The organism is Pseudomonas sp. LBUM1651 (genome assembly GCF_059716135.1).
This window is the reverse complement of the sequence record NZ_CP166805.1, coordinates 5,348,946-5,373,481: the sequence shown is the minus strand read 5'-3', so window position 1 is coordinate 5,373,481 and position 24,536 is coordinate 5,348,946. Positions and strand designations below refer to the sequence as shown.

Below are 24,536 nucleotides of genomic sequence, written 5' to 3'. Positions count from 1 at the left end.
CAAGCTCGCTCCTACATAAAGCGAAAGCGTAGCCATGCCCACAACAAGACAGCCTCCACCACCGGGAGTCGAAATATGCAGCGTTCCATTGCCACCGTGTCCTTGAGCGGCACCCTGCCGGAAAAACTCGAAGCCATTGCCGCCGCCGGTTTCGACGGGGTGGAGATTTTCGAAAACGACCTTCTCTACTATGACGGTAGCCCACGGGAAATCAGACAGATGTGCGCCGATCTCGGGATCGCCATCACACTGTTCCAGCCGTTCCGGGATTTCGAAGGCTGCCGCCGCGATCGCCTGCCACGCAACCTGGAACGGGCCGAGCGCAAATTCGACCTGATGCAGGAACTGGGCACCGACCTGGTGCTGGTGTGCAGCAACGCCTCGGCCGACGCCATCGGTGATGAACAAATCCTCGTCGACGACTTGCGCCTGCTGGCCGAACGCGCCGGGGCGCGCGACCTGCGAATCGGTTACGAAGCGTTGGCCTGGGGTCGGCATGTGAACACCTGGCAACAGGTGTGGAACATCGTTCGACAGGCTGACCACCCGAGCCTCGGTGTGTTGCTGGACAGTTTTCACACGCTGTCGCTCAAGGGCGATCCGAGTGCCATCGCTGAGATTCCCGGCGACAAGATCTTCTTTCTGCAAATGGCCGACGCGCCGATCCTGGCCATGGACGTGCTGGAGTGGAGCCGGCATTTCCGCTGTTTTCCGGGCCAGGGCGAATTCGACTTGCCGGGGTTTCTCGCGCCGATCATCAAGAGTGGCTACACCGGGCCGTTGTCGCTGGAAATTTTCAACGATGGCTTCCGCGCCGCGCCGCCACGGGCCAACGCCGCCGACGGCTTGCGTTCGTTGCTGTACCTGGAAGAGAAAACCCGCGAACGGCTGGCGCAGGAAACCCAACCAACGGTGAATGCCGATATTTTGTTTGAGACACCCGAGGCCAGCGAATACAACGGCATCGAGTTTCTCGAATTCGCCGTGGACGAAAGCCTTGGCGCCAAGCTTTCTCATTGGCTGGAGCGGCTGGGTTTCGTCAAGGCCGGCCAGCACCGCTCCAAAAGCGTGAGCCTGATGCGTCAGGGCGACATCAACCTGATCCTCAATTCCGAGCCGTACTCGTTTGGTCACAGTTTCTTCGAGGCACACGGCCCGTCGCTGTGCGCCACCGCCGTGCGGGTCAACGACAGCGCCAGCGCGTTGGCCCGGGCGGTGGCTTACAAAGGTCAGCCGTATCGCGGACTGGTCGGCCCCAATGAGCTGGAGTTGGCGGCGGTACGTGCGCCGGATGGCAGTCTGATTTATCTGGTGGACCAGGACGCCGACGTCTATGGCACCGACTTCAATCTGCAACCGGCCGCCGTGGCCAGCGGTGGCCTCAAGCGCATCGACCACATGGCCATGGCGTTGCCGGCCGACAGCCTCGACAGTTGGGTGCTGTTCTACAAGAGCTTGCTGGATTTCGAAGCCGACGACGAAGTGGTACTGCCGGACCCCTACGGTCTGGTGAAGAGCCGGGCGCTGCGAAGTCGCGACAGTTCGATCCGCTTGCCGTTGAACATTTCCGAGAACCGCAACACCGCGATCTCACACGCACTGTCGAGTTATCGCGGCTCTGGCGTGCATCACATTGCGTTTGATTGCGACGATATCTTTGCCGAAGTCAGCCGCGCCAAGGAGGCGGGCGTTCCGCTGCTGGATATCCCGCTCAATTATTACGACGACCTGGCTGCGCGGTTCGATTTCGATGATGAATTCCTCAGTGAGCTCGCCTATTACAACGTGCTCTACGACCGTGATGCCCAGGGTGGTGAGCTGTTCCACGTTTACACGGAGCCGTTCGAAGGGCGGTTTTTCTTTGAAATCATCCAGCGCAAGAATGGCTACGCCGGTTACGGCGCGGCCAACGTGGCGGTGCGACTGGCGGCCATGGCCAAATCCCGCAGCGGTGCCACTCGTCAGGCCAAGTTGTAGGAATTTGGTAAACGCGAGGTTAAACCGCTGCCGCGCGGCTTCCTTCACTGTGCGGCGCGGCTCATAATCGCCAGCCTGTGCAGTGATGGCCGTGAGCCCGCAATGACAATAACCTCAGAACTCTCTGTAGCGCCCGACGAACCCATGGCCGAGCCGCGCAAGAGTCGCAAGAACAACCCGGAAAAGACCCGCGAGAACATTCTGCAAGAAGCCATTGTCGAGTTCGTCCAGCAGGGGCTTTCCGGTGCTCGCGTCGATGCGATCGCCGAGCGCATTCACACCTCCAAACGCATGATCTATTACTACTTCGGCAGTAAGGAACAGCTCTACATCGAGGTGCTTGAGAAACTCTACGGCGATATTCGCAACACCGAAAACCGCCTGCACCTGGCCGAACTGGCGCCGGTGGAGGCGATTCGGCGGCTGGTGGAGTTCACCTTCGATCACCATGATCGCAATGTCGATTTCGTGCGCATCGTCAGCATCGAGAACATTCACAACGCGGAATTCGTGAAGCGTTCCGATGCGATCAAGGCGATGAACAACACCATTCTTGATTCATTGGGCGTGATTTTGCGGCGCGGGGCTGAAGAGGGTGTGTTCCGGGCGGGGCTTGATCCGTTGGATGTGCATCTGCTGATCAGCTCGTTCTGTTTCTATCGCGTGTCGAACCGTCATACGTTTGGTGAGATTTTTCAGATCGACCTGCCGGATGAAAGCATCAAGCAGCGTCATCGGGAGATGATTTGCGAGTCGGTCTTGCGATACCTGCAGGCCTGACCTGTGGCGAGGGGGCTTGTCGGATCGCCGCACCGTCCCGTTCGACTGCGGAGCAGTCGCAAATGTTTTCAGGTCTGCTTCGCAGCCCAACGGGGGCAAGCCCCCTCGCCACATCTATCCGCGAAGCTCTTCAACCATTCATGCTCTGAAAATGCGCCAGCATCCGCTGCGCATCCGGCACCACGCCGCTGAACAATTCAAACGCCTTCACCGCCTGAAACACCGCCATGTTGCCGCCATCCAGCGTCCGGCAACCCAAGGCGCGGGCGTTGCGCAGCAGTTCGGTTTCCAGCGGAAAGTAAACGATCTCCGCCACCCACAACTGTGCCCGAAGCAACTCCAGCGGCACCGGCATGCCCGGCAGTTTTTTCATGCCCATGGGCGTGGTGTTGACCAGTCCGTCGGCCTGAGCCAGCGTGCCCGGCAGATCATGACCCGCCACCGCTCGGCCAGCGCCGAAATGCTGATTAAGGTTGTTCGCCAGCGCCTCGGCGCGACTGTTGTCCACATCGAAAATGCTCAGCAGTCGTACGCCTTCGCTCAATAACGCGTGGGCCACCGCCGCACCGGCCCCTCCGGCGCCCATCTGGACGACACGGTCAACGGCAACGCCCTGCAGACCACGCCGAAAACCTTCGGCAAAACCCAGGCAATCGGTGTTGTGGCCGATGCGTTTACCGTCCTTCAACACCACCGTGTTCACCGCGCCGATGCCGCGGGCTTCCGGCGACAATTCGTCGAGCAGCGGGATGATCGTCTGCTTGCACGGAAAAGTAATGTTCAGGCCGGTGAAACTCATCTGCTCGGCCGCCATCAGCAAGTCGGGCAGGGCATTGCTGTCGAGTTTGAGCTGGTCGAGGTCAATCAGGCGGTAGAGATAACGCAAACCCTGGGCATCGCCTTCATGCTCATGCAGTGCGGGAGTACGGGACGCCTGAATGCCGGCACCGATCAGCCCGGCCAGTACAGCGTTGTTCTGAGTCACGGCGTTCACCCCTTCAAGCACAGGCTGAAATGTTCAAGCGCCAGGCGATAGCCGTGGCTGCCGAAACCGGCCATCACCGCGGTGGCAATGGCCGAAACGAAGGAGTGGTGGCGAAAGGGTTCGCGGGCATGGACGTTCGACAGGTGGACTTCGATCACCGGCAGTTCGCAGGCGACCAGGGCATCGCGAATGGCAACCGAGGTGTGGGTCCAGGCGGCCGGGTTGATGACAATCCCGGCGCAACGGCCGCGGGCGGCGTGAATCCAGTCGAGCAATTCGCCTTCATGGTTGGTCTGGCGAAACTCTACTGCCAGGCCGAACTCTTCGGCGGCACGCCCGCACAACGCTGAGATGTCTGCCAGGGTTTCGTGACCGTAAGTCGCCGGTTCACGGGTGCCAAGCAGGTTCAGGTTCGGGCCGTTGAGCACCAGAACGATAGGGGGCATCGGGTCTCTCCACTTATTATTTTGGAATTGGCTGAGGTTCAGCCTGTGGAGATAAATTGTACTAGATGGTTAATTTGGTCAATTGAAGTGGCACGGCGTCGGGCTGTTGTGTGCGGTGATCGGACGGTTTCTTTTTTAGCGTGGCAAATGCTCAACCAGAAAATCGATAAACGCCCGTAGCCGAAGTGGCATATGGCGACTTTGCGGATAGAGCAGGGTGAACGGCCGCGAACGTCCGCCATAAGGCTTGAGGATTTCTACCAGAGAGCCATTGGCCAGTTCGTTTTCGACAATGAAACGATAGGTCTGGAATAGACCCGCCCCATGTTTGGCGAGGGTCACACCGCCCAGAACGTCGTCGGAACAACTGAAATTGCCCTCGGCGAGAATCTCGCGCTGCACGCCATCGTCATTGAACAACCAGGCAATCCGCCGACCGCTGCTGGGCAAATCGTACTGGATGCATTCGTGCTGCTTGAGGTCGTCCAGGGTTTGCGGAGTGCCCGCCCGCTTCAGGTAACCAGGACTGGCAATCATCACCAGTTCCGCGTCCTCAAGCTGGCGGGCGATCAGGCCGGAATCCGGAATCGCCCGCACGCGAATGGCCAGGTCATAGCCTTCGCCGACGAAATCGATGTTGCGATTACTGATGTGCGACTCGACTTTCACCTGCGGAAATCGCTCCCGAAACGCCGGTAGCAACGGCAGGATCCGGTGATGGGCATACGTTGTGGGAATACTGATGCGCAGTGTGCCGGAAGGCTCCTGCTGCTGGCCCATCACTTCGCGTTGGGCCTCGACCAATTGCGCCAGCGCCTGACGACATTCTTCGTAATACCGGCGCCCGCTGTCGGTCAGTTTGACGCTGCGAGTGGTGCGCGCAAACAACCGCACGCCCAGGCGCTCTTCCATGCGCGACACCGAACGGCTCACCGCGGCGGGCGTTACGCCAGCCACCAGTGCCGCGGCGGTAAAGCTGCCTGCTTCGGCGGCGAGGCAAAACAGCTCAATGCTGCCGAGCTGAAGATCGTCGAATGTTCGCTGCATGATTGATTACACCGGGGATCAAATGAAGGGCCTGACGCAGTGTTTATCAAATTGGTGAAAGGATTGCTTACCATTTTTGCCTCTGATTGCCGCTCCCGGGACGACTTCAAGCGCTAGCCTCAAATTCGGGTGACTGAATGCAGGCCAGCACCGGTCATCGGATTGATCAAGGAATGGCGAGTCATGAGACTCAATAACCTAACGGATGGGTTAGTATGAAATTGTTCAGCTACAAAGGGCTTTCAATGGTGATCATGTTGCGCGATGAGCACTGTCCGCCGCACGCGCATGTGGACGCCGGAGCCTGGAGCGCACGCTTCAAATTCAGCTTCTGGCACAACGGTGTCGAGCTGTGGGATGTGGTTCCTCATTCCAACCGGCCACCAATAGCCGTGCTGGAAGGCCTGCGTCACGCACTCAGACAACCCGCCCACTTGCGTCGTGCTCGCACGATCTGGTGGGAAAAGCTGCACACGGTCTGCCTCGATCATCAGATATGGGACTGGCAGACCAGCGAAGTCCTGGTGGTGAAAAGGATTGCGAGTACGACTGACATGATTTGCTCGGCTTGCTATGAGCCCGATACGAACAAGACCTTGCTGGCGCTGTTTGGCGCTTCGGAGGGCGTGGAGATAAAACTATGAAAACGATAGAGGCAGGAATGCTGGCCGATCGGCCCGTGAGTGAGGCCGTGTTGGATGAAGCCATCCGGCGAGGGCAAGTGCGCCACAAAAGCGGTTTGCAGGCGACGGCCGTGACCTTTCTGGAGCCATGTCTGGCAGTCAGTTTCATTGATGGCAGTGGCGTGCTGCTACCCGTAGAGCACTATCCGGAATTCGATGATTTCGATGTCGCGGATTTCGCCGACCTGAAAGTCGGCTTTTCCGGAACCGCCCTGTGCCATGAGGGCAAGGATCTGCATGTGTCCATCGCCGGGATGATTTCTGCGAGCAAGCCGCTGATGGACATGGCCGCCTCGGTCATCGCTTCGCGCAATGGTCGCCAAAGCAGCGCGGCCAAGGCCGAGGCAGCGCGGGCCAATGGCCGCAAGGGTGGGCGCCCGCGCAAGCCGGACGTCCCCGTTTGAGCGCGCACAAAAAAGCCGTCGTTTTGACGGCTGTTTTGTATCGGACGGCTGCAATCAACGCCGGGTCAACAACACCCCGGATTCCATGTGGTGGGTCCATGGGAACTGGTCGAACATCGCGCATTGAGTAATAAGGTGGGTGTCGTGCAGTTGGGCGATGTTGGCCGCCAGGGTTTCCGGGTTGCAGGAAATGTACAGGATATTGTCGAAACGCCGGGTCAGCTCGCAGGTGTCCGGGTCCATGCCGGCGCGAGGCGGGTCGACGAAGACGCTTCCGAATTCATAGCTCTTGAGGTCGATGCCGTGCAGGCGACGGAACGGGCGGACCTCGTTCAGGGCTTCGGTCAGCTCTTCGGCGGACAAACGCACCAGCGTGACGTTATCCACAGCATTTTCGCTCAGGTTGCTCAGTGCCGCGTTGACTGAGGTCTTGCTGATCTCGGTGGCCAGCACTTTGCGCACGCGGGTCGCGAGCGGCAGGGTGAAGTTACCGTTGCCGCAATACAGTTCCAGCAAATCGTCCGGACGATTGCCGAGGGCGTCGTAAGCCCAGTTGAGCATCTTCTGGTTCACGGTGCCGTTGGGCTGGGTGAACGCGCCTTCGGGCTGGCGGTAGCTGAAGGTGCGGCCGCCGACTTCCAGTTTCTCGACCACGTAATCATGGCCGATCACTTCGCGTTTGCCTTTCGAGCGGCCGATCACGCTGACGTTCAGGTCTGCCGCCAGTTTCGTGGCAGCCGTGTGCCAGTGTTGATCCAGCGGGCGGTGATAGCACAGGGTAATCATCGCATCGCCGGCCAGGGTGGTCAGGAACTCCACCTGAAACAGCTTGTGACTCAGGGCTGCACTCGCTTGCCACGCTGCTTTCAGCTGTGGCATCAATTCATTGATGCGCAGGCTGGCAATTGGAAACTCGTCGATCAGGATCGGCGTGCGTTTGTCTTCCTGGGAAAACATCGCGTAGTGACGCTCGCCGGCTTCACGCCACAGGCGGAATTCGGCACGCAGGCGGAAGTTTTTCAGCGGCGAGTCGAACACGGCTGGCTCAGGTGCATCGAACGGGGCCAGCAGGTCACGCAGGCGCGAGACCTTTTCTTCGAGCTGAACGGTGTAAGCCTGGGAATCAAAAGTCATGCGTTGAACCAACCCAACTTGATCACGAACAGAATCGACAGAATCACCAGTGCCGAGTTCAGCTCACGGCCGCGACCGGACAGCAACTTGATCGCGGTCCAGGAAATGAAACCGAAGGCGATGCCGTTGGCGATGGAATAAGTGAACGGCATGGCCAGCGCAGTGATCACGACCGGTGCGGCAACGGTGATGTCGTCCCAGTCTATTTCGGCCAGGCCGGAAGTCATCAGTACCGCGACGAACAGCAGTGCCGGTGCCGTGGCGAATGCCGGAACGCTGGCGGCCAGTGGCGAGAAGAACAGCGCCAGCAGGAACAGAATCGCCACCACAACGGCCGTCAGACCGGTGCGGCCACCGGCACTCACGCCGGCTGCGGATTCGATGTAGCTGGTGGTCGTCGACGTACCCAGCAACGAACCGGCCATCGCCGCGGTGCTGTCGGCGATCAGGGCGCGGCCCATTTTCGGCATGTGGCCGTCCTTGCCCATCAGGCCGGCGCGCTTGGCGACGCCAATCAGGGTGCCGGAGTTGTCGAACAGGTCGACGAACAGGAAGGCGAAGATCACGCTGACCAGACCGATGTCCAGTGCACCCTTGATATCCAGTTGCAGGAAGGTCGGCGCCAGCGAAGGCGGCATCGACATCACGCCGCCGAACGGGGTGAAACCCAGGGCAATCGAGGCGATGGTCACGACCAGAATCCCGATCAGCACCGCACCGCGTACGGCCAGAGCCTCGAGGGCAACGATCAGGGCGAAGCCAAGCGTTGCGAGGATCGGTGCCGGTTGTTTCAGGTCACCGAGGCCGACCATGGTCGCCGGATTGCTGACCACGATGCCGGCGTTGTGCAGGGCGATCAGCGCCAGGAACAGGCCGATACCGGCAGCAATCGCCGAACGCAGCGGCAGCGGGATGCTGTTGATGATCCATTCACGGATGCGGAAGATCGACAGCAGGAAGAAGCACACTGCCGAGATGAACACCGCCCCCAGCGCCACTTGCCAGGTGTGGCCCATGTGCAGGACCACGGTGTAGGTAAAGAAGGCGTTCAGGCCCATACCCGGTGCGAGGGCGATCGGGTAGTTGGCGATCAGGCCCATAGTCGTGGAGCCGATGGCGGCGGCCAGGCAGGTCGCGACAAACACCGCGCCCTTGTCCATGCCGGTCTCGCCGAGGATGCTCGGGTTGACGAACAGAATGTAGGCCATGGCCAGGAAGGTCGTGACGCCCGCAAGAATCTCGGTCCGCACGTTGGTGTTGTGTGCCTTGAGTTGAAACAGCCTTTCCAGCATGTCTGCTCCCCGTGGCGCGATCGGCGCCGTGAATGTATCGACCTCAACAGCAAAGCACAGACCACTGCAGGCGCCTGGGAATTTTCTGTGGGTCGGAAAAAGCCGCGCATCATACCAGCAGCGTGGGCTTGTGGCTGCTTATGGCTGTGATCGTCGTCGATGTTTTGCGTTAAAGCCAAGTGCGCCATACTGCGCGCTGGTTTTGGGGGGACATGGGGATTGCATGAAAAAGCGTCTGCTTAGCGTATTCGGAACATTATTTGCCTTGTCGCTGGGGGCGCAAACCGCCTCGGCTGCTTCGGCGGCGCCGTTGAGCCAGGTCAAGGTGCTCAAGGTCGAGTCGCCAGCCTGTGGTTTTGAAGACATTGGCGAGGGGCAGGAGAAAACACGCTGTGATCACAGCGGGCCGAACATCAAGATCTACGTGCTGGAAGTCGGCTACGGCCGCGCGGCGCATGTCGGACTGGACGGCTTTGAAGTGAACGGCACCCGGACCCCGGTGTGTGCGTTTGATAACGGCAACCTGACCGATTGCACCGTCGGCAGAAAAACTGTCGGCTATCTGTATGTGTTCGATCTGGCCGGCAAGCAGGAAGGCACCTTCACCTTCAGCAACACGTCCATCAACGCGCCGGGCAACACGATGTCGACGCAGCTTTACATCAAGTAACGGCCGGCTCGAACAAGGGTCAGGAAAGCTGACTACGCTTTAAAGATCATCCTGTGGACCGCGCCCATGACCTTTAGAGCTCTGATTACCCTCGCCGAGGGCATCGATGACCTGCAAACCGTGACGCTGATCGATGTACTGCGCCGCGCCAAGGTCGAAGTGGTGGTGGCGAGCATCGAGGGGCGGCGCATGCTCACCTGTGCCCGCGGCACCCGAGTGACGGCCGATGCGATGCTGGTGGATTTGCTGGCCCAGCCGTTTGATTTGATCGCACTGCCCGGCGGCGCAGTCGGTGCGCAGCATCTGGCTGCCCATCAACCCTTGCAACAATTGATCAAGGATCAGGCGGCGGCAGGTCGCCTGTTCGCTGGCATCGCCGAAGCCCCGGCGCTGGCGTTGCAGTCCTTTGGTGTCTTGCGTCAGCGGCGCATGACTTGCCTGCCTTCGGCCAGTCATCAGCTGTTGGGCTGCAACTTCGTCGATCAACCCGTGGTGGTCGACGGTAATTGCGTTACTGCGCAAGGTTCGGGGGACGCACTGGAGTTTGCTCTGACGCTGGTTGAACAGCTCTGCGGCAAGGCCACTCGGGCGACGGTGGTGAGGGAATTGGTGGTTTAGAAGGTGTCAGGCGTGAACAGCAAGGGGTTTGATGACCGGTTGCTCCCGGTGCTCTGCTTGCCAGAGATCGTAGTCGGTCTGAACCCCTAGCCACATCCGCGCCTTACCAATCCCGGCCCGCTCCAGACGAACCGCCAGGTCCGGACTGATCGGCGCGTGGCCATGCAGCACCCGCGAAAGATGCGGGCGCGCGAATCCCAAGTGCCGGGCCAGTTCCGTCACGCTGATGCCCAGCTCGGGCAATACGTCCAGTAAAAGTGTTTCGCCAGGGTGTGGCGGGTTGTGCAAGGGCATGTCCTGCCTTTCATGAGTCGAGTGTAAGGCGTTACATTACACTCAATGCACTATTTATGTATTGCACACGGTCGGCAAATTTGTGCTCTACCCCTGCTTCAAACCCTGGCTTCCTCCGCCGGCACATGCATGCGATCACGGTTGGCCAACGTCGGGAATAGCTTGATCCACACCCCGGTCACCACCAGCGTGCCGATGCCGCCCATGACCACCGCCGGCACGGTGCCAAACCAGTGGGCGGTGAGGCCGGATTCGAACTCGCCCAACTGATTCGAAGCGCCGATGAACAGGCCGTTTACAGCGCTGACCCGGCCGCGCATTTCATCCGGTGTTTCCAGCTGAACGAAGGACGCGCGGATCACCATGCTGATCATGTCTGCCGCGCCCAACACCACCAGCACGGCCAGTGAGAACCAGAACGAGGTCGAAAGACCGAACGCGATGGTCGCGACGCCAAACACACCCACAGCGGTAAACATCACCCGACCGACCTTGCGATCCACCGAGAAACGCGCCAGCCAAAGCGACATCAGTAACGCACCGACTGCTGGAGCGGAACGCAGCAGGCCCAGCCCCCACGGCCCGGTCAGCAGAATGTCCTTGGCGAACACCGGCAGCAACGCCGTCGCGCCACCCAACAGAACGGCAAACAGATCGAGGGAAATTGCGCCGAGAATGTCCGGACGGCTGCGAATGAAACGGATACCCGCCAGCAGCGAATCCAGGGTCGCCTTGCCTTTGTTCAGTGGCGTTTGCCGGGCGGGCAGGTTGAGCATCAACAGGCAGGCGATCACATAAAGGATCACGGTCGGCCCGTAGACCCAGACGCTGCCGAAGGCATATAGCAAACCACCGAGGGCCGGGGCGACGATGGTTGCCGATTGTTGCGCCGACTGTGCGGCGGCGACGGCGCGGGGGAACAACGCAGAGGGAACGATGCTGGGCAGCAGCGCCTGGGTGGTCGGCATCTCGAAGGAGCGCGCGGCGCCGAGCAGAAACGCCAGGATGAAGATCATTTCCCGGGTGACGTGGCCGGTGGCGCCGCCAATCGCCAACGTCAGCGCAATCAACGCCTGCAGTGACTGACAGATGGCCGCGACTTTGCGGCGGTCATAGCGATCGGCGACATGCCCGGTGTGCAACATGAACAGCACCCGCGGGGCAAATTCCACCAGGCCGACCAGTCCCAGATCCAGCACGTTGCCAGTCAGCTGATACAGGTTCCAGCCGATGGCGACAGTGAGCATCTGAAAGCCGCTGGCGGTAAACACCCGAGCCAGCCAGAACGCGATGAAAGGGCGGTGATGACGTAACAGCAAGGGCGCTTGGCTGGGCATCTCAGGCAAATCTTGAGCGAGGGGAGGCTCGAGATTATCACCAACCTGTAACCAGAAGTTGCAAGGGCGGGAAATTCATTAGCTAGACACCGATCCGGAAAACGCGCAAATCCCCCTGTGGGGGCGAGCCCGTGCTGAGGGGATTTATCGGAATGCCTGACCTATGAGACAACCTGTCACGCGGCAAAAGACCACACCGTCCATCACCAAAAACCGGACTACTCTTTCAGCCATGCTTGATCCAGATCAAAACCTTTCTGGAATTGATCCGGCGGCCACATGGCCAGATTCCCTACGTGTGATGTTGGTAAAAGAAGAACGAATTCAAATTCGCCACACTCCATATCCATGGGGGCAGTGGGTGCAGGCCGCAGCCTTCAGCCGGTATTACCTGACAGAGGAAGACTTATGTTCGGTTTGGAGGCGCTTGATCTCGCCCGAATTCAGTTCGCGTTCACCATCTCGTTCCACATCCTGTTCCCGGCCATCACCATCGGTCTGGCGAGTTACCTGGCGGTACTCGAAGGCTTGTGGCTGAAAACCCACAACGATACCTACCGCGACCTGTACCACTTCTGGTCGAAGATCTTTGCTGTCAACTTCGGCATGGGCGTGGTCTCCGGGCTGGTCATGGCCTATCAGTTCGGCACCAACTGGAGCCGATTCTCGGACTTCGCCGGTTCCGTGACCGGGCCGTTGCTGACGTATGAAGTACTGACGGCCTTCTTCCTCGAAGCCGGGTTCCTTGGGGTCATGCTGTTCGGCTGGAACAAGGTCGGGCGCAACCTGCACTTTTTCGCCACGGTCATGGTCGCCATCGGCACGCTGATCTCGACCTTCTGGATTCTCGCCTCCAACAGCTGGATGCAGACCCCGCAGGGCTACGAAATCATCAACGGCCAGGTCATTCCAACCGACTGGCTGGCGGTGATCTTCAATCCGTCGTTCCCGTACCGCCTGATGCACATGGCAACGGCTGCGTTCGTGGCGACGGCGTTCTTCGTCGGTTCATCGGCGGCCTGGCATTTACTGCGCGGCAAGGACAACCCGGCGATCCGCACCATGCTCTCGATGGCCATGTGGATGGCCCTGATCGTGGCGCCGATTCAGGCGGTCATCGGTGACTTCCACGGCCTCAACACGTTGAAGCACCAACCGGCGAAAATCGCGGCGATCGAAGGCCACTGGGAAAACCACGGCGATGAACCGACTCCGCTGATCCTGTTCGGTTGGCCGGACATGAAAGCTGAGAAAACTAAATTTGCCGTTGAAATCCCGTACCTGGGCAGCCTGATCCTCACGCACTCGCTGGACAAGCAGGTGCCGGCGCTCAAGGAGTTCCCGCCTGAAGACCGGCCGAATTCGACCATCGTTTTCTGGTCGTTCCGGATCATGGTCGGCTTGGGCATGCTGATGATCTTCACCGGTTTGTGGAGCCTGTGGCTGCGCAAGCGCGACAAGCTGTACACCTCGCGACCGTTTCTGTACCTGGCGTTGTGGATGGGGCCGTCCGGCCTGATCGCGATCCTCGCCGGTTGGTTTACCACTGAAATCGGTCGCCAGCCGTGGGTGGTCTACGGTTTGATGCGCACGGCAGACGCGTCGTCCAATCACAGCTTCATGCAGATGAGCATCACGCTGATCCTGTTCGTTGTGGTCTATTTCGCGCTGTTCGGGGCCGGCCTGGGGTACATGATGCGTCTGGTGCGCAAAGGGCCGAAGATCGACGAAGGCGCGGAAACGCCCGATGGCGGTCCAGGCAAGAAACGTACGCCGGCCCGTCCGCTATCCGCCGCCGACGATTCCGCCGATACCGACCACGACCCCAGCCTGCAAAAGGAGATTTGAATCATGGGTATTGATCTTCCGCTGATCTGGGCCGTGATCATCATCTTCGGCATCATGATGTACGTGGTCATGGACGGTTTCGACCTGGGGATCGGGATTCTCTTTCCGTTCATCCCGGGCAAGACCGACCGTGACGTGATGATGAACACCGTCGCACCGGTGTGGGACGGCAATGAAACCTGGCTGGTTCTGGGGGGCGCGGCGTTGTTCGGCGCCTTTCCGCTGGCGTATTCGGTGGTGCTCTCGGCGCTGTACCTGCCGCTGATTTTCATGTTGATCGGGCTGATCTTCCGCGGTGTGGCGTTCGAGTTTCGCTTCAAGGCCAAGGACGACAAACGCCACCTCTGGGATAAAGCGTTCATCGGTGGTTCGATCGCCGCGACGTTCTTCCAGGGCGTGGCCCTGGGTGCGTTCATTGATGGATTGCCGGTGGTCAACCGTCAGTTCGCCGGTGGTTCACTGGACTGGTTGACGCCATTTACGATGTTCTGCGGTGTCGCACTGGTGGTGGCTTATGCGTTGCTTGGTTGCACCTGGCTGATCATGAAAACCGAAGGCAAGTTGCAGAAGCAGATGCATGACCTGGCGCGGCCGCTGGCCTTCGTGGTGTTGGCAGTGATCGGCATCGTCAGCATCTGGACGCCGCTGGCTCATGCCGAGATCGCCGCGCGCTGGTTCACGCTGCCGAATCTGTTCTGGTTCCTGCCGGTGCCGATTCTGGTGCTGGTGACCATGTACGGCCTTATTCGCGCCGTGGCCCGCAATGCGAACTACACGCCGTTCCTGCTGACACTGGTGCTGATCTTCCTCGGTTACAGCGGTCTGGGCATCAGCCTGTGGCCGAACATCGTGCCGCCGTCGATCTCGATCTGGGACGCCGCCGCACCGCCGCAGAGTCAGGGTTTCATGCTGGTGGGAACACTGTTCATCATCCCGTTCATCCTGGGTTACACCTTCTGGAGCTACTACGTGTTCCGCGGCAAGGTCACCCACGAAGATGGCTACCACTAGCCGCCATTACACCGAACCTGTAGGAGCCGAGCTTGCTCGCGATGGCGTCAGAACAGACACCATCAATCTTAACGAGAGGGTAGAAAGCAATGACCACCAAACACACTTTGCAGGAAATCGAAGCAGCAGAGAAAAAACCGTTGTGGCAGCGACTCGGCTGGCTGGCGATGATCTGGACCGGCAGCGTGGTGGCGCTGTTCATCGTCGCGAGCCTGATGCGCATGTTCATGAATGCCGCAGGCCTGTCGACGCACTGATTCGCAAGATCCCATCCCGATGCCTTGCGGCACGGATTTGCAACCCTCCTGCGCTGGAGGGTTTTTTTGCCCGGAATTATTTTCGGGCTTTAAGGATCACGAATTTCGGTGTGGCCGCCACTTGTTCAACACCACGGAACAACCGCGCCAGCTTGCTGTGGTAACCCAGATGACGATTGCCGACGATATACAGCGCGCCGCCCACCACCAGCGCTTCCCGGGCTTGCTGGAACATCCGCCAGGCCAGAAAGTCACCCACCACTTGCTGCTGATGAAACGGCGGGTTGCACAGCACCACGTCCAATGATTGTGGTTCCTGCCCGGCCAAACCGTCACCGGGACGCACAATCACGTCTCGATCACCCAGCGCTGCGCGCCAGTTTTCCGCGGCCGATTGCACAGCCATGAAGGACTCGTCCACCAGCGTGTAGTGCGCCTCGGGATTTAGCAGGGCATTGGCGATGGCCAGTACACCGTTGCCGCAACCGAGATCGGCGACCCGCGCCGCGCCGAGGTTCGTCGGCAAGTGCGGCAGAAACGCCCGCGTGCCGATGTCCAGGCCTTCCCGGCAAAACACGTTGGCGTGGTTGAGCAGTTCGATGGACGGTGTGTCGAGTCGATAGCGGGTCGGGTAGGGGGACGTCGCGGGAGCTTTGGCTTCGGCCGTTGCGATCAACAACCGGGCCTTTTTCACCGCCAATGATGCTTGCACCGGACCGATATAGCGTTCCAGCAAATCCCCGGCGGCACGAGGCAGATGCTTGATCATGGCACCGGCAATCACCTGGGCGCCGGGTGCCAGCTGGTTTTGCAGGCGGATCAGTTGCTCCTCCAGCAAGGCCAGGGTTTTCGGTACCCGGATCAGCACCCGGTCAAACGGGCCGGTGACTGCTTCGCTGGCAGGTACGCTCGGCACGGTATCAAATGCCTGGCCGTTGCGGATCAGGTTCTTTTCCAGGCCCTGGAAGGCCAGGAACGAATCACCGCTGGTGGTCACCTGAACCTTGCCTGCCAGGCTGGCGGCCAATGCGCCGAAGCTGTCATTGAGCACCAGCACACGGGTGTTCGCGCTCGGTTGCTGTTCGGCCAGATGATTGAGCAGGTATTCGTCGGCGGCATCAAACGCTTGCAGCGGTTCGTTCTGCTGTTCGGGCTGGCGGATCAGGTCGAGGCGGGCGAAGGGTGTTTCGAGCAAAGGCATGGGGCGGGGCTCTGGGTAATCAACGGGTTTCCCGCGGCCCAGGGGCGTTGTAGCGGGCGAGACCGTCCAAGTGTACTGCGTCGTGAAGGTTCACACGTCAACACTCTGGAGGCGTCGCAGATGGTACGTTTTTTTCTTTTGGATTACTCGCAGGTTTTAACCGGTCAACGGATCGAGGTGCGGTTGAGGTAGCCAGCCTTGAGGGCGGCGATAATGGCCGCAATCTTGTTGCTGACCCCGAGTTTATCGATCGAACTTTGAATGTGGAAATGGATGGTTCGTGCGCTCAGATTAAGAATTCTCGCGCTTTCTTCTGCCGTCTTGCCGGCTGCCGCCAGTTCCAGAACGTCGATTTCCCGGGGCGATAGATGCGGGGTTGTCGGTTTCGCCGATCTCTTGGGCAGCGATTGTGCGACCAACGCATGGAGATGACTGCACATGAACACTGAGAAGCCAAGATTTTCATACAGCTCCATTGCCGTGATCGGACAATGGCTCCTGGCCAGGCTCAAAATGCTGCACAGGCCACTCTCTTCGTCGTGAAACGATTGTGACCAGCCATGCTCCAAACCTTGCGCTACAAGGGCCTCCCACAGTGAAGGAACCTTGGAGAAAAGGTTTTCGCTCCACAGAATTGGCAACATGGATTGATTGCAATGGGCTACTACGGGATCTATTGATCTCAGATTCTTTTGTTCATATTCGTTGTTCCAGTCGGCAGGATAATTGTTGCGCCGGATAGTATTGACCTGGTTGTTTTTCGTTTGATAAGTAGTTGAAAAGGCGAAAAATTTAAACCCGATGTTTTTCGCAAATCCAAGTGCAATCCGGTACGCGTTCTCTATGTCGGTCGTGTACGACAGTTGGGTAAGTTGTGACTCCTTCCACCGTTCCATCATGTATCTCCATTATCCAGTCTTCTCTGGGGTGCTAATTGGACCCGAGATCCAGCACGCAACGAGTGTAGGATGAATCCTACATGTATGGTGAGACTTTTTGGCTTTGTTAGCGGGTTAAAAACTAAATATCTGGTTCTAATAATGTAGGTGTAGATAGGATGAGCATTGAATGACAGCTTTAATGTGAATCGCGTGAATTAACCGAATGGTCAGTAAAGTTAATGTTTTCTGGCGATGGGTGTGTTTGAAAGCGTATTAAAAGCACTACAAACCGTCAGTGTTTAATTCGCATGTTTTGCGGGACACTGGAGCCACCTGTCCAATGGAGCGCCCCATGACCGCCAGCGCAGAAAAATTCACACGCCAGACCCTGCTCGACGTCCAGCGGTTGACCCCGAACCTGTTCACTCTGCGCACGACTCGGGATCCGGGCTTTCGCTTTCGTGCCGGGCAGTTCGCCCGGCTGGGGGTTACCAAGGCCGATGGCAGCACGGTGTGGCGTGCCTATTCCATGGTCTCTTCACCCTATGACGAATTCCTCGAGTTCTTTTCCATTGTAGTGCCGGGCGGCGAGTTCACCAGTGAGCTGAGTCGGTTGGGCGAGTGGGATACGCTGCTGGTCGACCGTCAGGCCTTTGGTTACCTGACGCTTGACCGTTTTGCTGACGGACGTGATCTCTGGTTGTTATCCACAGGCACCGGCGTGGCGCCGTTTTTGTCGATCCTGCAGGACTTCGAAGTCTGGGAGAAATTCGAAAGAATCATCTTGGTCTACAGCGTGCGTGAAGCCAGGGAGCTGGCTTATCAGGAGCTGATCTCGGGGTTGGCGCAACGCGACTATCTGGCCGAGTACGCACACAAGCTGCAATTCATCGCCACCGTCACACGCGAGGAGCATCCGGGCGCCTTGAATGGCCGGATCACGACGCTGATAGAAAATGGCGAACTTGAACGGGTGGCGGGTGTGGAGCTGACGGCCGAGCATTCGCGGGTCATGCTCTGCGGCAATCCGCAGATGATCGATGACACGCGCAAACTGCTTAAACAGCGCGGCATGCACTTGAGCCTCAGCCGGCGCCCCGGACACGTCGCGGTGGAAAACTACTGGTAAAAAAACGGCGCCCCGAAGGCGCCGTTCTTGAATGCATCACGTCACTCAGGCCGATTGTTCTGGGCCTTCAGCAGATCGCGAATCTCGCTCAGCAGCTCTTCTTCCTTGGTTGGAACAGGCGGCAGTGTTGGCGTAACGGCCTCTTCGCGCTTCAAGCGGTTGATGGCTTTGACGCCCATGAAGATTGCGAACGCGACGATGATGAAGTCGATCATGCTCTGGATGAATTTGCCGTACGCCAGCACCACCGCGGGGATATCCCCGTTGGCTGCCTTGAGCGTAATGACCAGGTCACTGAAATCCACCCCACCGATCAACAGGCCGATTGGCGGCATCACCACGTCGCCGACAAACGACGAAACGATCTTGCCGAAGGCGGCGCCGATGATGATGCCGACGGCCATGTCGACCACATTACCCTTGACCGCGAAGGCCTTGAACTCACTTATCACGCCCATAGGCTATTTCCTTGTTACAGATGAGGTTGGTAACGCAGTGTAAATCAGTCAAAGACTTCTCGCCCGAAACAACTGCTTACAGCATTCGCCTGCTATCGACCGGGTCCTCGGGAAAAAGTTTACAAAACGCCATCATTCCTGAGCGATTTTCCGTACTGACCCGATCACTCTGGGGGGCAGGCTCTATCAGCGCCAGCGCACTCTGTCCGTCACTCATTCGCCTCTGCTTACCGCAATTGAGGGGCGCTTGATAGTTTGTGAGGGGCGCAGCGAATGCAGTATTGGGCTTGTTGCAAGGAACAATAGGGTTCAGGACTTTTACATTATTAGTTTGAATGTATAGATCTCGGGGGTGGGCAATTTGTGCGTGCTATTAGATTGCCAGTAAGTTGGTGTGTTTTTGTTGGAAATTACTTGTGGAAGTAATGTTGTACGTTCTCTTGTCGAGATATAAAAGGCTTGTACAGCTTTTGTTTGTTATTGATTGGTCCGATCCAGATCTGGTTTGGACTGTCGATGCGAAAAGTTGTACAAATTCTGTGGGGCTGTCACTCGAAGGTTATGTTTCTGACAATCGAATAAATTACTGCTGAAGTTTCATTGGGCGAACGGCTTCGCGCCGATTCAGTCCAGCTGAGCTATCATCGCGTTTTTTGCCGGGAGTTCAGATGGCCAAGGCCAAACGCATGTACGGCTGCACCGAGTGCGGCTCAACGTTCCCCAAGTGGGCCGGCCAGTGCGGCGAGTGCGGGGCCTGGAACACCTTGACCGAAACCATGGTCGAGAGCGGCGGTGCTGCGGCCCCCAGCGGTCGCACCGGCTGGACCGGCCAACAGGCGCAGATCAAGACCCTGGCGGAAGTCAGTGTCGAAGAAATCCCGCGCTTTTCCACCGCCTCCAGCGAGCTGGATCGGGTCTTGGGTGGTGGTCTGGTGGACGGCTCGGTGGTGCTGATCGGCGGTGACCCCGGCATCGGCAAATCAACCATCCTGTTGCAAACCTTGTGCAACCTCGCCAAAAGCATGCCAGCACTGTATGTCACCGGCGAAGAGTCCCAGCAACAGGTGGCCATGCGCGCCCGGCGTCTGGGATTACCGCAGGATCAACTGCGCGTCATGACCGAAACCTGCATCGAAACCATCATCGCCACTGCCCGGGTCGAAAAGCCCAAGGTCATGGTGATCGACTCGATTCAGACGATCTTCACCGAACAACTGCAATCGGCACCGGGCGGCGTGTCCCAGGTTCGGGAGAGCGCGGCATTGCTGGTGCGCTACGCCAAGCAGAGCGGTACGGCGATTTTCCTGGTCGGCCACGTGACGAAAGAGGGGGCATTGGCCGGGCCGCGAGTGCTTGAGCACATGGTCGACACCGTGCTGTATTTCGAGGGCGAATCCGATGGTCGTTTGCGTTTGCTGCGGGCGGTGAAAAACCGTTTCGGTGCGGTCAACGAACTGGGCGTGTTCGGCATGACCGACAAGGGGCTGAAGGAGGTCTCCAATCCGTCGGCGATTTTTCTGACTCGTGCTCAGGAAGAAGTACCGGGCAGTGTGGTCATGGCAACGTGGGAAGGGACCCGACCGATGCTGGTAGAAGTCCAGGCGTTGGTGGATGACAGCCATTTGGCCAACCCGCGCCGGGTCACACTGGGGCTGGATCAGAATCGTCTGGCAATGTTGCTGGCAGTGTTACACCGTCACGGTGGCATTCCGACCCACGATCAAGACGTGTTCCTCAACGTGGTGGGTGGCGTGAAGGTGTTGGAAACCGCTTCCGACCTGGCGCTGATGGCGGCGGTCATGTCCAGTTTGCGCAACCGGCCATTGCCCCATGATCTGCTGGTGTTCGGCGAAGTCGGTTTGTCTGGCGAGGTGCGCCCGGTGCCCAGCGGTCAGGAGCGTTTAAAAGAAGCCGCCAAGCACGGCTTCAAACGGGCCATCGTGCCCAAGGGCAACGCGCCGAAAGAGGCGCCGCCGGGGTTGCAGATTATTGCCGTGACGCGTCTGGAGCAGGCCCTCGACGCACTCTTCGAATAAACACAATCCCATGTAGGAGCCGGCTTGCTGGCGATTGAAGTTCACGCGCGTTCGTGTGTGCCGCAATCGCCAGCAAGCCGGCTCCTACAAGTAAGGTTCACACTTCTATAAGTGCGCCCAATTCGCGCTCCAGTTCCTGCGGATCGCCTAGGTTGAGTTCTATCAACCGCCGCAGGCGCTCAATGGATTCCAGGCTGATGTGTTTGCAGACGAACCCGAGCTGGCCATGGTCATCGTGGGTCAACATCACATCCATCTTGATCTCGACGTCTTCGTTCAAATGAATATCAACCAGGAAATGCCAGTCTGGATTACCCAACCACGGCTCTGGCTTCTCGATTAGCAGCCCCTTGAGCGACAGGTCAATCAGCTTCACCGGCCAGATGAACTCCCCTTGGCTCAGCTCGGTTCGGGCATCGAACTCAATACGTTTGAAGCGGCGGCGATCGGCAGGGTGTTCGCTCATGGCGCAATCCTCTGAATGTCCGCTGACTATAGACCCGCATTGTCAAAGCCTGCCAGCCAGCACAAGCGTCTCGACCAATGTCGGGCTATGGCCTTTACCGTCAGGAGCGCTAAACTCGGGGTGGCTGTCTTTCTTGTCCACCCTGGCTGGAATCATAAAATGAAAAATAATAATAGCCTGCTACGCCACCTACCCTGGCTGCTGCTGGCAATCGTAGGAGCGTGCGCCCTTGGCGTAGTGGCATTGCGCCGAGGCGAGGCGATCAACGCCTTATGGATTGTGGTCGCTGCCGTGGCCATTTATCTGGTTGCGTACCGTTACTACAGTCTGTTCATCGCTAACAATGTGATGCAACTCGATTCGCGACGGGCCACCCCCGCCGTGCTCAACAATGATGGTCTGGACTACGTCCCTACCAACAAACACATCCTGTTCGGTCACCACTTCGCGGCCATCGCTGGCGCGGGGCCACTGGTCGGTCCGGTTCTGGCGGCGCAGATGGGCTATCTGCCCGGCACGCTGTGGCTGATTGCCGGCGTGGTGCTGGCCGGAGCGGTTCAGGACTTCATGGTCCTGTTCATGTCCACCCGCCGCAATGGCCGCTCCCTGGGCGATATGGTCCGTGAAGAAATGGGCCGCATCCCCGGCACCATCGCGCTGTTTGGCTGCTTCCTGATCATGATCATCATCCTCGCGGTGCTGGCGTTGATCGTGGTCAAAGCCCTGGCCGAAAGCCCGTGGGGCATTTTCACGGTGATGGCGACCATCCCGATCGCAATGTTCATGGGCATCTACATGCGCTATATCCGCCCTGGCCGCATCGGTGAAATCTCCGTGGTCGGCGTATTGCTGCTGCTGGGGTCGATCTGGCTGGGCGGGCAGATTGCCGCCGATCCGGTGTGGGCCAAGGCGTTCACCTTCAATGGCGTTCAGATTACGTGGATGCTGGTCGGTTACGGTTTCGTGGCCGCCTCGTTACCGGTCTGGCTGATCCTGGCGCCGCGTGACTACCTGTCGACGTTCCTGAAAATCGGCACCATCGTGGCCCTGGCGATCGGCATCCTGATCACCATGCCAGAGCTGAAGATGCCTGCATTGACCCAGTTCGTCGATGGCACCGGCCCGGTGTGGAAGGGCGGTCTGTTCCCGTTCCTGTTCATCACCATCGCCTGTGGTGCGGTCTCGGGTTTCCATGCGCTGATCTCCTCCGGCACCACGCCGAAACTGCTGGATAACGAGGTCAACGCCCGTTACATCGGTTACGGCGCCATGCTGATGGAATCCTTCGTGGCCATCATGGCGATGGTTGCCGCGTCGGTGATCGAGCCTGGTGTGTATTTCGCCATGAACAGCCCTGCCGCTGTCGTCGGCGGTGACGTGGTGGCTGTGGCGCAAACTGTCAGCAGCTGGGGTTTTGCAATCACCCCGGAAGCGCTGCAAGCGGTGGCCAAGGACATCGGTGAAACCACCATCCTCGCCCGTGCCGGCGGTGCGCCGACCCTGGCGGTCGGTATCGCGCAGATCCTGCACAGTGTCCTGCCCGGTGAAAACACCATGGCGTTCTGGTACCACTTTGCGATCCTGTTCGAAGCGCTGTTCATCCTGACTGCGGTGGACGCCGGCACCCGTGCCGGACGCTTCATGCTCCAGGATTTGCTTGGCTCCTTCGTACCGGCGCTGAAACGCACCGAATCCTGGACGGCCAACCTGATCGCGACCGCCGGTTGTGTGGCGATGTGGGGCTGGTTGCTGTACCAGGGAGTGATCGATCCGCTGGGCGGCATCAACACCTTGTGGCCGCTGTTCGGTATCTCCAACCAGATGCTAGCCGGTATCGCGCTGATGCTCGGCACCGTCGTGCTGATCAAAATGAAACGTCAACGCTATGTCTGGGTCACGATGCTGCCGGCAGTATGGCTGCTGATCTGCACCACCACGGCCGGCTTCATCAAGCTGTTCGACGCCAACCCGGCGATCGGCTTCCTGTCGCTGGCGAAGAAATACAGCGATGCGCTGGCCAACGGTCAGATCCTCGCTCCGGCCAAGGACATCACTCAGATGCAACACGTGATCTTCAACGCCTACACCAACGCAACGCTGACGGCGCTGTTCCTGTTTGTGGTCTTCAGTATCCTGTTCTATGCGCTCAAGGTCGGTATTTCCGCCTGGGGCACCAAGGAGCGTACGGATAAAGAAGCACCGTTCCAGGCGCTGCCGGATGCGTAATCGAGGAATGCACGATGTTCAATGACCTGAGTCGCCTCGGTAAATACCTCGGTCAGGCCGCGCGCCTGATGGTCGGCATGCCCGACTACGACAACTACGTCGAGCACATGCAGACCAAACACCCGGACAAACCGGTGATGAGTTATGAGATGTTCTTCCGGGAACGTCAGGAAGCCCGTTACGGTGGCAAGGGTGGGCCGAAGTGCTGTTGATCCGGTTGTCGGATTAGCAGCAATCCCTGTGGGAGCTAGCCTGCTAGCGATGGCGGCTGAACATTCAACATCACTGTTGATTGACAGTCCGCCATCGCTAGCAGGCTAGCTCCCACATTTATTTTGTGTTGATACTTTAATTTTGTGAGTCAGGAGATCCAGTTTGTCCTCTCCCATTCCAGTAACAATCCTCAGCGGCTTCCTCGGCGCCGGCAAGACCACGTTGCTGCGCCACCTGCTCAAAGCCGAGCATGGCCTGAAAATCGCCGTGATCGAAAACGAATTCAGCGACGCCGGCATCGACACCCAGCTGTTGGGTGATGAGCCGGTGCAGGTGATGACGCTGTCCAACGGCTGCGTCTGCTGCACGATCCACACCGACCTGACCAAGGCGCTGTACCTGCTGCTCGAACGCCTGGACAGCGGTGAAATCGCCTTCGACCGTCTGGTGATCGAGTGCACCGGCCTGGCCGATCCGGCACCCGTGGCGCAAACCTTTTTCATCGACGAAGAACTGCGTGAGCGTTACATCCTCGATGGCATCATCACCCTGGTCGACGCGGCGCACGCCGACACTCATCTGACCCAAACCATCGCCCAGGCGCAGATCGGTTTCGCCGACCGCTTGCTGGTGAGCAAGCGCGATCTGGTGGACGAGCCAACCTTCACCGCGTTAAGCGAACGCCTGACCCGCATCAACCGTCGCGCGCCCATCCGCGTGGTCGACCACGGCAAGATCGACCTGGCCGAATTGCTCGACGTGCGTGGTTTCAATCTCAATGCCGACCTTGGTGGCGGCGTGAGTTTGCGCCCGGTCAGCAAGGCGCCTTCCATCGACCGCATTTCCAGCCTGGTGCTGCGCACTGACAAGCCGCTGGATATCGACAAGCTCAGCGAGTTCATGAACGAACTGCTGGAAGATCATGGCAAGCAGCTGCTGCGCTACAAAGGCGTGCTGAACATCCTTGGCGAGCCGCGGCGAATGGTGTTTCAGGGTGTCCTGAAGTTGTACGGATTCGATTGGGATACTGAATGGGCGGACGGCGAGGCGCGTGAAAGCGTGATCGTGTTTATTGCCGATGATTTGCCGGAAGAGAAGATTCGGGAAGGGTTTGCGCGGGTAGCGGCGGATTGAATTATTTCA

The 24,536-nt window shown here is 58.9% G+C and carries 25 protein-coding genes; 14 read left to right on the top strand and 11 right to left on the bottom strand.

Annotated elements, in window-relative coordinates:
* The first annotated feature begins 75 nt into the window (after positions 1 to 75).
* Positions 76 to 1,977 (top strand): 3-dehydroshikimate dehydratase QuiC, encoded by a 1,902-nt coding sequence (gene quiC / locus ACA066_RS25185; RefSeq protein WP_497697060.1) that lies wholly within the window; start codon positions 76 to 78, stop codon positions 1,975 to 1,977.
* Between the two features lie 102 nt (positions 1,978 to 2,079).
* Positions 2,080 to 2,757 carry a TetR/AcrR family transcriptional regulator gene (locus ACA066_RS25180; RefSeq protein WP_497697059.1) on the top strand — a complete coding sequence of 226 codons (678 nt, stop codon included), beginning with the start codon at positions 2,080 to 2,082 and terminating at the stop codon, positions 2,755 to 2,757.
* Positions 2,758 to 2,887: 130 nt separating this feature from the next.
* Here ACA066_RS25180 and ACA066_RS25175 read toward each other — a convergent pair whose 3' ends face one another.
* The 3 genes from ACA066_RS25175 to ACA066_RS25165 all read right to left on the bottom strand — a co-directional run bounded on the left by ACA066_RS25175 (position 2,888) and on the right by ACA066_RS25165 (position 5,235).
* The gene (locus ACA066_RS25175; RefSeq protein ID WP_497697058.1) at positions 2,888 to 3,742 is read right to left on the bottom strand and encodes a shikimate dehydrogenase; all 855 of its coding nucleotides are present in this window, start codon (positions 3,740 to 3,742) and stop codon (positions 2,888 to 2,890) included.
* Positions 3,743 to 3,747: 5 nt separating this feature from the next.
* A complete protein-coding gene (aroQ, locus tag ACA066_RS25170) occupies positions 3,748 to 4,188 on the bottom strand; it encodes a type II 3-dehydroquinate dehydratase (protein ID WP_497697057.1) in 441 nt (146 codons plus the stop codon).
* 135 nt (positions 4,189 to 4,323) lie between these two features.
* Positions 4,324 to 5,235 (bottom strand): LysR family transcriptional regulator, encoded by a 912-nt coding sequence (locus tag ACA066_RS25165; RefSeq protein WP_497697056.1) that lies wholly within the window; start codon positions 5,233 to 5,235, stop codon positions 4,324 to 4,326.
* Between the two features lie 215 nt (positions 5,236 to 5,450).
* Here ACA066_RS25165 and ACA066_RS25160 point away from each other — a divergent pair, with 215 nt between their 5' ends.
* The gene (locus ACA066_RS25160; RefSeq protein ID WP_497697055.1) at positions 5,451 to 5,879 is read left to right on the top strand and encodes a DUF4160 domain-containing protein; all 429 of its coding nucleotides are present in this window, start codon (positions 5,451 to 5,453) and stop codon (positions 5,877 to 5,879) included.
* Positions 5,876 to 6,322: a DUF2442 domain-containing protein gene (locus ACA066_RS25155; protein ID WP_497697054.1), complete on the top strand. Its 447-nt coding sequence runs from the start codon at positions 5,876 to 5,878 to the stop codon at positions 6,320 to 6,322. Before ACA066_RS25160 ends, ACA066_RS25155 begins: the two co-directional genes overlap by 4 nt.
* Positions 6,323 to 6,376: 54 nt before the next feature.
* Here ACA066_RS25155 and trmA read toward each other — a convergent pair whose 3' ends face one another.
* Together trmA and ACA066_RS25145 are read right to left on the bottom strand one after the other, a co-directional pair.
* Positions 6,377 to 7,456, bottom strand: coding sequence for a tRNA (uridine(54)-C5)-methyltransferase TrmA (trmA, locus tag ACA066_RS25150; protein WP_497697053.1), 1,080 nt, complete (start codon positions 7,454 to 7,456; stop codon positions 6,377 to 6,379).
* Positions 7,453 to 8,748 carry an NCS2 family permease gene (locus ACA066_RS25145; protein ID WP_497697052.1) on the bottom strand — a complete coding sequence of 432 codons (1,296 nt, stop codon included), beginning with the start codon at positions 8,746 to 8,748 and terminating at the stop codon, positions 7,453 to 7,455. Before ACA066_RS25145 ends, trmA begins: the two co-directional genes overlap by 4 nt.
* Before the next feature lie 223 nt (positions 8,749 to 8,971).
* Here ACA066_RS25145 and ACA066_RS25140 point away from each other — a divergent pair, with 223 nt between their 5' ends.
* Both ACA066_RS25140 and ACA066_RS25135 read left to right on the top strand, forming a co-directional pair.
* A complete protein-coding gene (locus ACA066_RS25140) occupies positions 8,972 to 9,418 on the top strand; it encodes a DUF4879 domain-containing protein (protein ID WP_497697051.1) in 447 nt (148 codons plus the stop codon).
* Positions 9,419 to 9,484: 66 nt separating this feature from the next.
* Positions 9,485 to 10,036 carry a DJ-1 family glyoxalase III gene (locus ACA066_RS25135; RefSeq protein WP_497697050.1) on the top strand — a complete coding sequence of 184 codons (552 nt, stop codon included), beginning with the start codon at positions 9,485 to 9,487 and terminating at the stop codon, positions 10,034 to 10,036.
* Between the two features lie 6 nt (positions 10,037 to 10,042).
* On the opposite strand, the gene ACA066_RS25130 is transcribed toward ACA066_RS25135, so the two are convergent.
* Together ACA066_RS25130 and ACA066_RS25125 are read right to left on the bottom strand one after the other, a co-directional pair.
* A complete protein-coding gene (locus ACA066_RS25130) occupies positions 10,043 to 10,330 on the bottom strand; it encodes a HigA family addiction module antitoxin (RefSeq protein WP_462007576.1) in 288 nt (95 codons plus the stop codon).
* Positions 10,331 to 10,428: 98 nt separating this feature from the next.
* Entirely contained in the window at positions 10,429 to 11,667 is a 1,239-nt protein-coding gene (locus ACA066_RS25125) for an MFS transporter (protein ID WP_497697049.1), read from the bottom strand.
* A 408-nt stretch (positions 11,668 to 12,075) separates the two neighbouring features.
* Here ACA066_RS25125 and ACA066_RS25120 point away from each other — a divergent pair, with 408 nt between their 5' ends.
* The 3 genes from ACA066_RS25120 (at position 12,076) to ACA066_RS25110 (ending at position 14,783) form a co-directional block, all read left to right on the top strand.
* Positions 12,076 to 13,515, top strand: a complete 1,440-nt coding sequence (locus tag ACA066_RS25120; protein ID WP_497697048.1) for a cytochrome ubiquinol oxidase subunit I — start codon at positions 12,076 to 12,078, stop codon at positions 13,513 to 13,515.
* Positions 13,516 to 13,518: 3 nt separating this feature from the next.
* Positions 13,519 to 14,526: a cytochrome d ubiquinol oxidase subunit II gene (gene cydB / locus ACA066_RS25115; protein WP_497697047.1), complete on the top strand. Its 1,008-nt coding sequence runs from the start codon at positions 13,519 to 13,521 to the stop codon at positions 14,524 to 14,526.
* Positions 14,527 to 14,615: 89 nt separating this feature from the next.
* Positions 14,616 to 14,783: a DUF2474 domain-containing protein gene (locus tag ACA066_RS25110; protein WP_461953138.1), complete on the top strand. Its 168-nt coding sequence runs from the start codon at positions 14,616 to 14,618 to the stop codon at positions 14,781 to 14,783.
* A gap of 76 nt (positions 14,784 to 14,859) precedes the next feature.
* Here the strand turns inward: ACA066_RS25110 and ACA066_RS25105 are convergent, their stop codons facing one another.
* Positions 14,860 to 15,984: a methyltransferase gene (locus tag ACA066_RS25105; RefSeq protein ID WP_497697046.1), complete on the bottom strand. Its 1,125-nt coding sequence runs from the start codon at positions 15,982 to 15,984 to the stop codon at positions 14,860 to 14,862.
* A 164-nt stretch (positions 15,985 to 16,148) separates the two neighbouring features.
* Positions 16,149 to 16,880, bottom strand: a complete 732-nt coding sequence (locus tag ACA066_RS25100; protein ID WP_497699959.1) for a helix-turn-helix transcriptional regulator — start codon at positions 16,878 to 16,880, stop codon at positions 16,149 to 16,151.
* Positions 16,881 to 17,217: 337 nt separating this feature from the next.
* On the opposite strand from ACA066_RS25100, the gene ACA066_RS25095 reads away from it, so the two are divergent.
* Positions 17,218 to 17,994, top strand: coding sequence for a ferredoxin--NADP reductase (locus tag ACA066_RS25095; RefSeq protein ID WP_497697045.1), 777 nt, complete (start codon positions 17,218 to 17,220; stop codon positions 17,992 to 17,994).
* Positions 17,995 to 18,035: 41 nt separating this feature from the next.
* Here ACA066_RS25095 and mscL read toward each other — a convergent pair whose 3' ends face one another.
* Positions 18,036 to 18,452 carry a large-conductance mechanosensitive channel protein MscL gene (gene mscL, locus ACA066_RS25090; protein WP_497697044.1) on the bottom strand — a complete coding sequence of 139 codons (417 nt, stop codon included), beginning with the start codon at positions 18,450 to 18,452 and terminating at the stop codon, positions 18,036 to 18,038.
* 668 nt (positions 18,453 to 19,120) lie between these two features.
* Here mscL and radA point away from each other — a divergent pair.
* Positions 19,121 to 20,488 (top strand): DNA repair protein RadA, encoded by a 1,368-nt coding sequence (gene radA, locus ACA066_RS25085; RefSeq protein WP_008040321.1) that lies wholly within the window; start codon positions 19,121 to 19,123, stop codon positions 20,486 to 20,488.
* 97 nt (positions 20,489 to 20,585) lie between these two features.
* Here radA and ACA066_RS25080 read toward each other — a convergent pair whose 3' ends face one another.
* The gene (locus tag ACA066_RS25080; protein ID WP_497697043.1) at positions 20,586 to 20,954 is read right to left on the bottom strand and encodes a PilZ domain-containing protein; all 369 of its coding nucleotides are present in this window, start codon (positions 20,952 to 20,954) and stop codon (positions 20,586 to 20,588) included.
* Between the two features lie 159 nt (positions 20,955 to 21,113).
* Here ACA066_RS25080 and ACA066_RS25075 point away from each other — a divergent pair, with 159 nt between their 5' ends.
* The 3 genes from ACA066_RS25075 (at position 21,114) to yjiA (ending at position 24,527) form a co-directional block, all read left to right on the top strand.
* Positions 21,114 to 23,180: a carbon starvation CstA family protein gene (locus ACA066_RS25075; RefSeq protein ID WP_449438783.1), complete on the top strand. Its 2,067-nt coding sequence runs from the start codon at positions 21,114 to 21,116 to the stop codon at positions 23,178 to 23,180.
* A 14-nt stretch (positions 23,181 to 23,194) separates the two neighbouring features.
* On the top strand, positions 23,195 to 23,392 hold the full coding sequence (locus ACA066_RS25070) for a YbdD/YjiX family protein (RefSeq protein ID WP_007895266.1): 198 nt from the start codon (positions 23,195 to 23,197) through the stop codon (positions 23,390 to 23,392).
* 163 nt (positions 23,393 to 23,555) lie between these two features.
* A complete protein-coding gene (gene yjiA / locus ACA066_RS25065; RefSeq protein ID WP_497697042.1) occupies positions 23,556 to 24,527 on the top strand; it encodes a GTPase in 972 nt (323 codons plus the stop codon).
* Positions 24,528 to 24,536 lie beyond the last annotated feature (9 nt).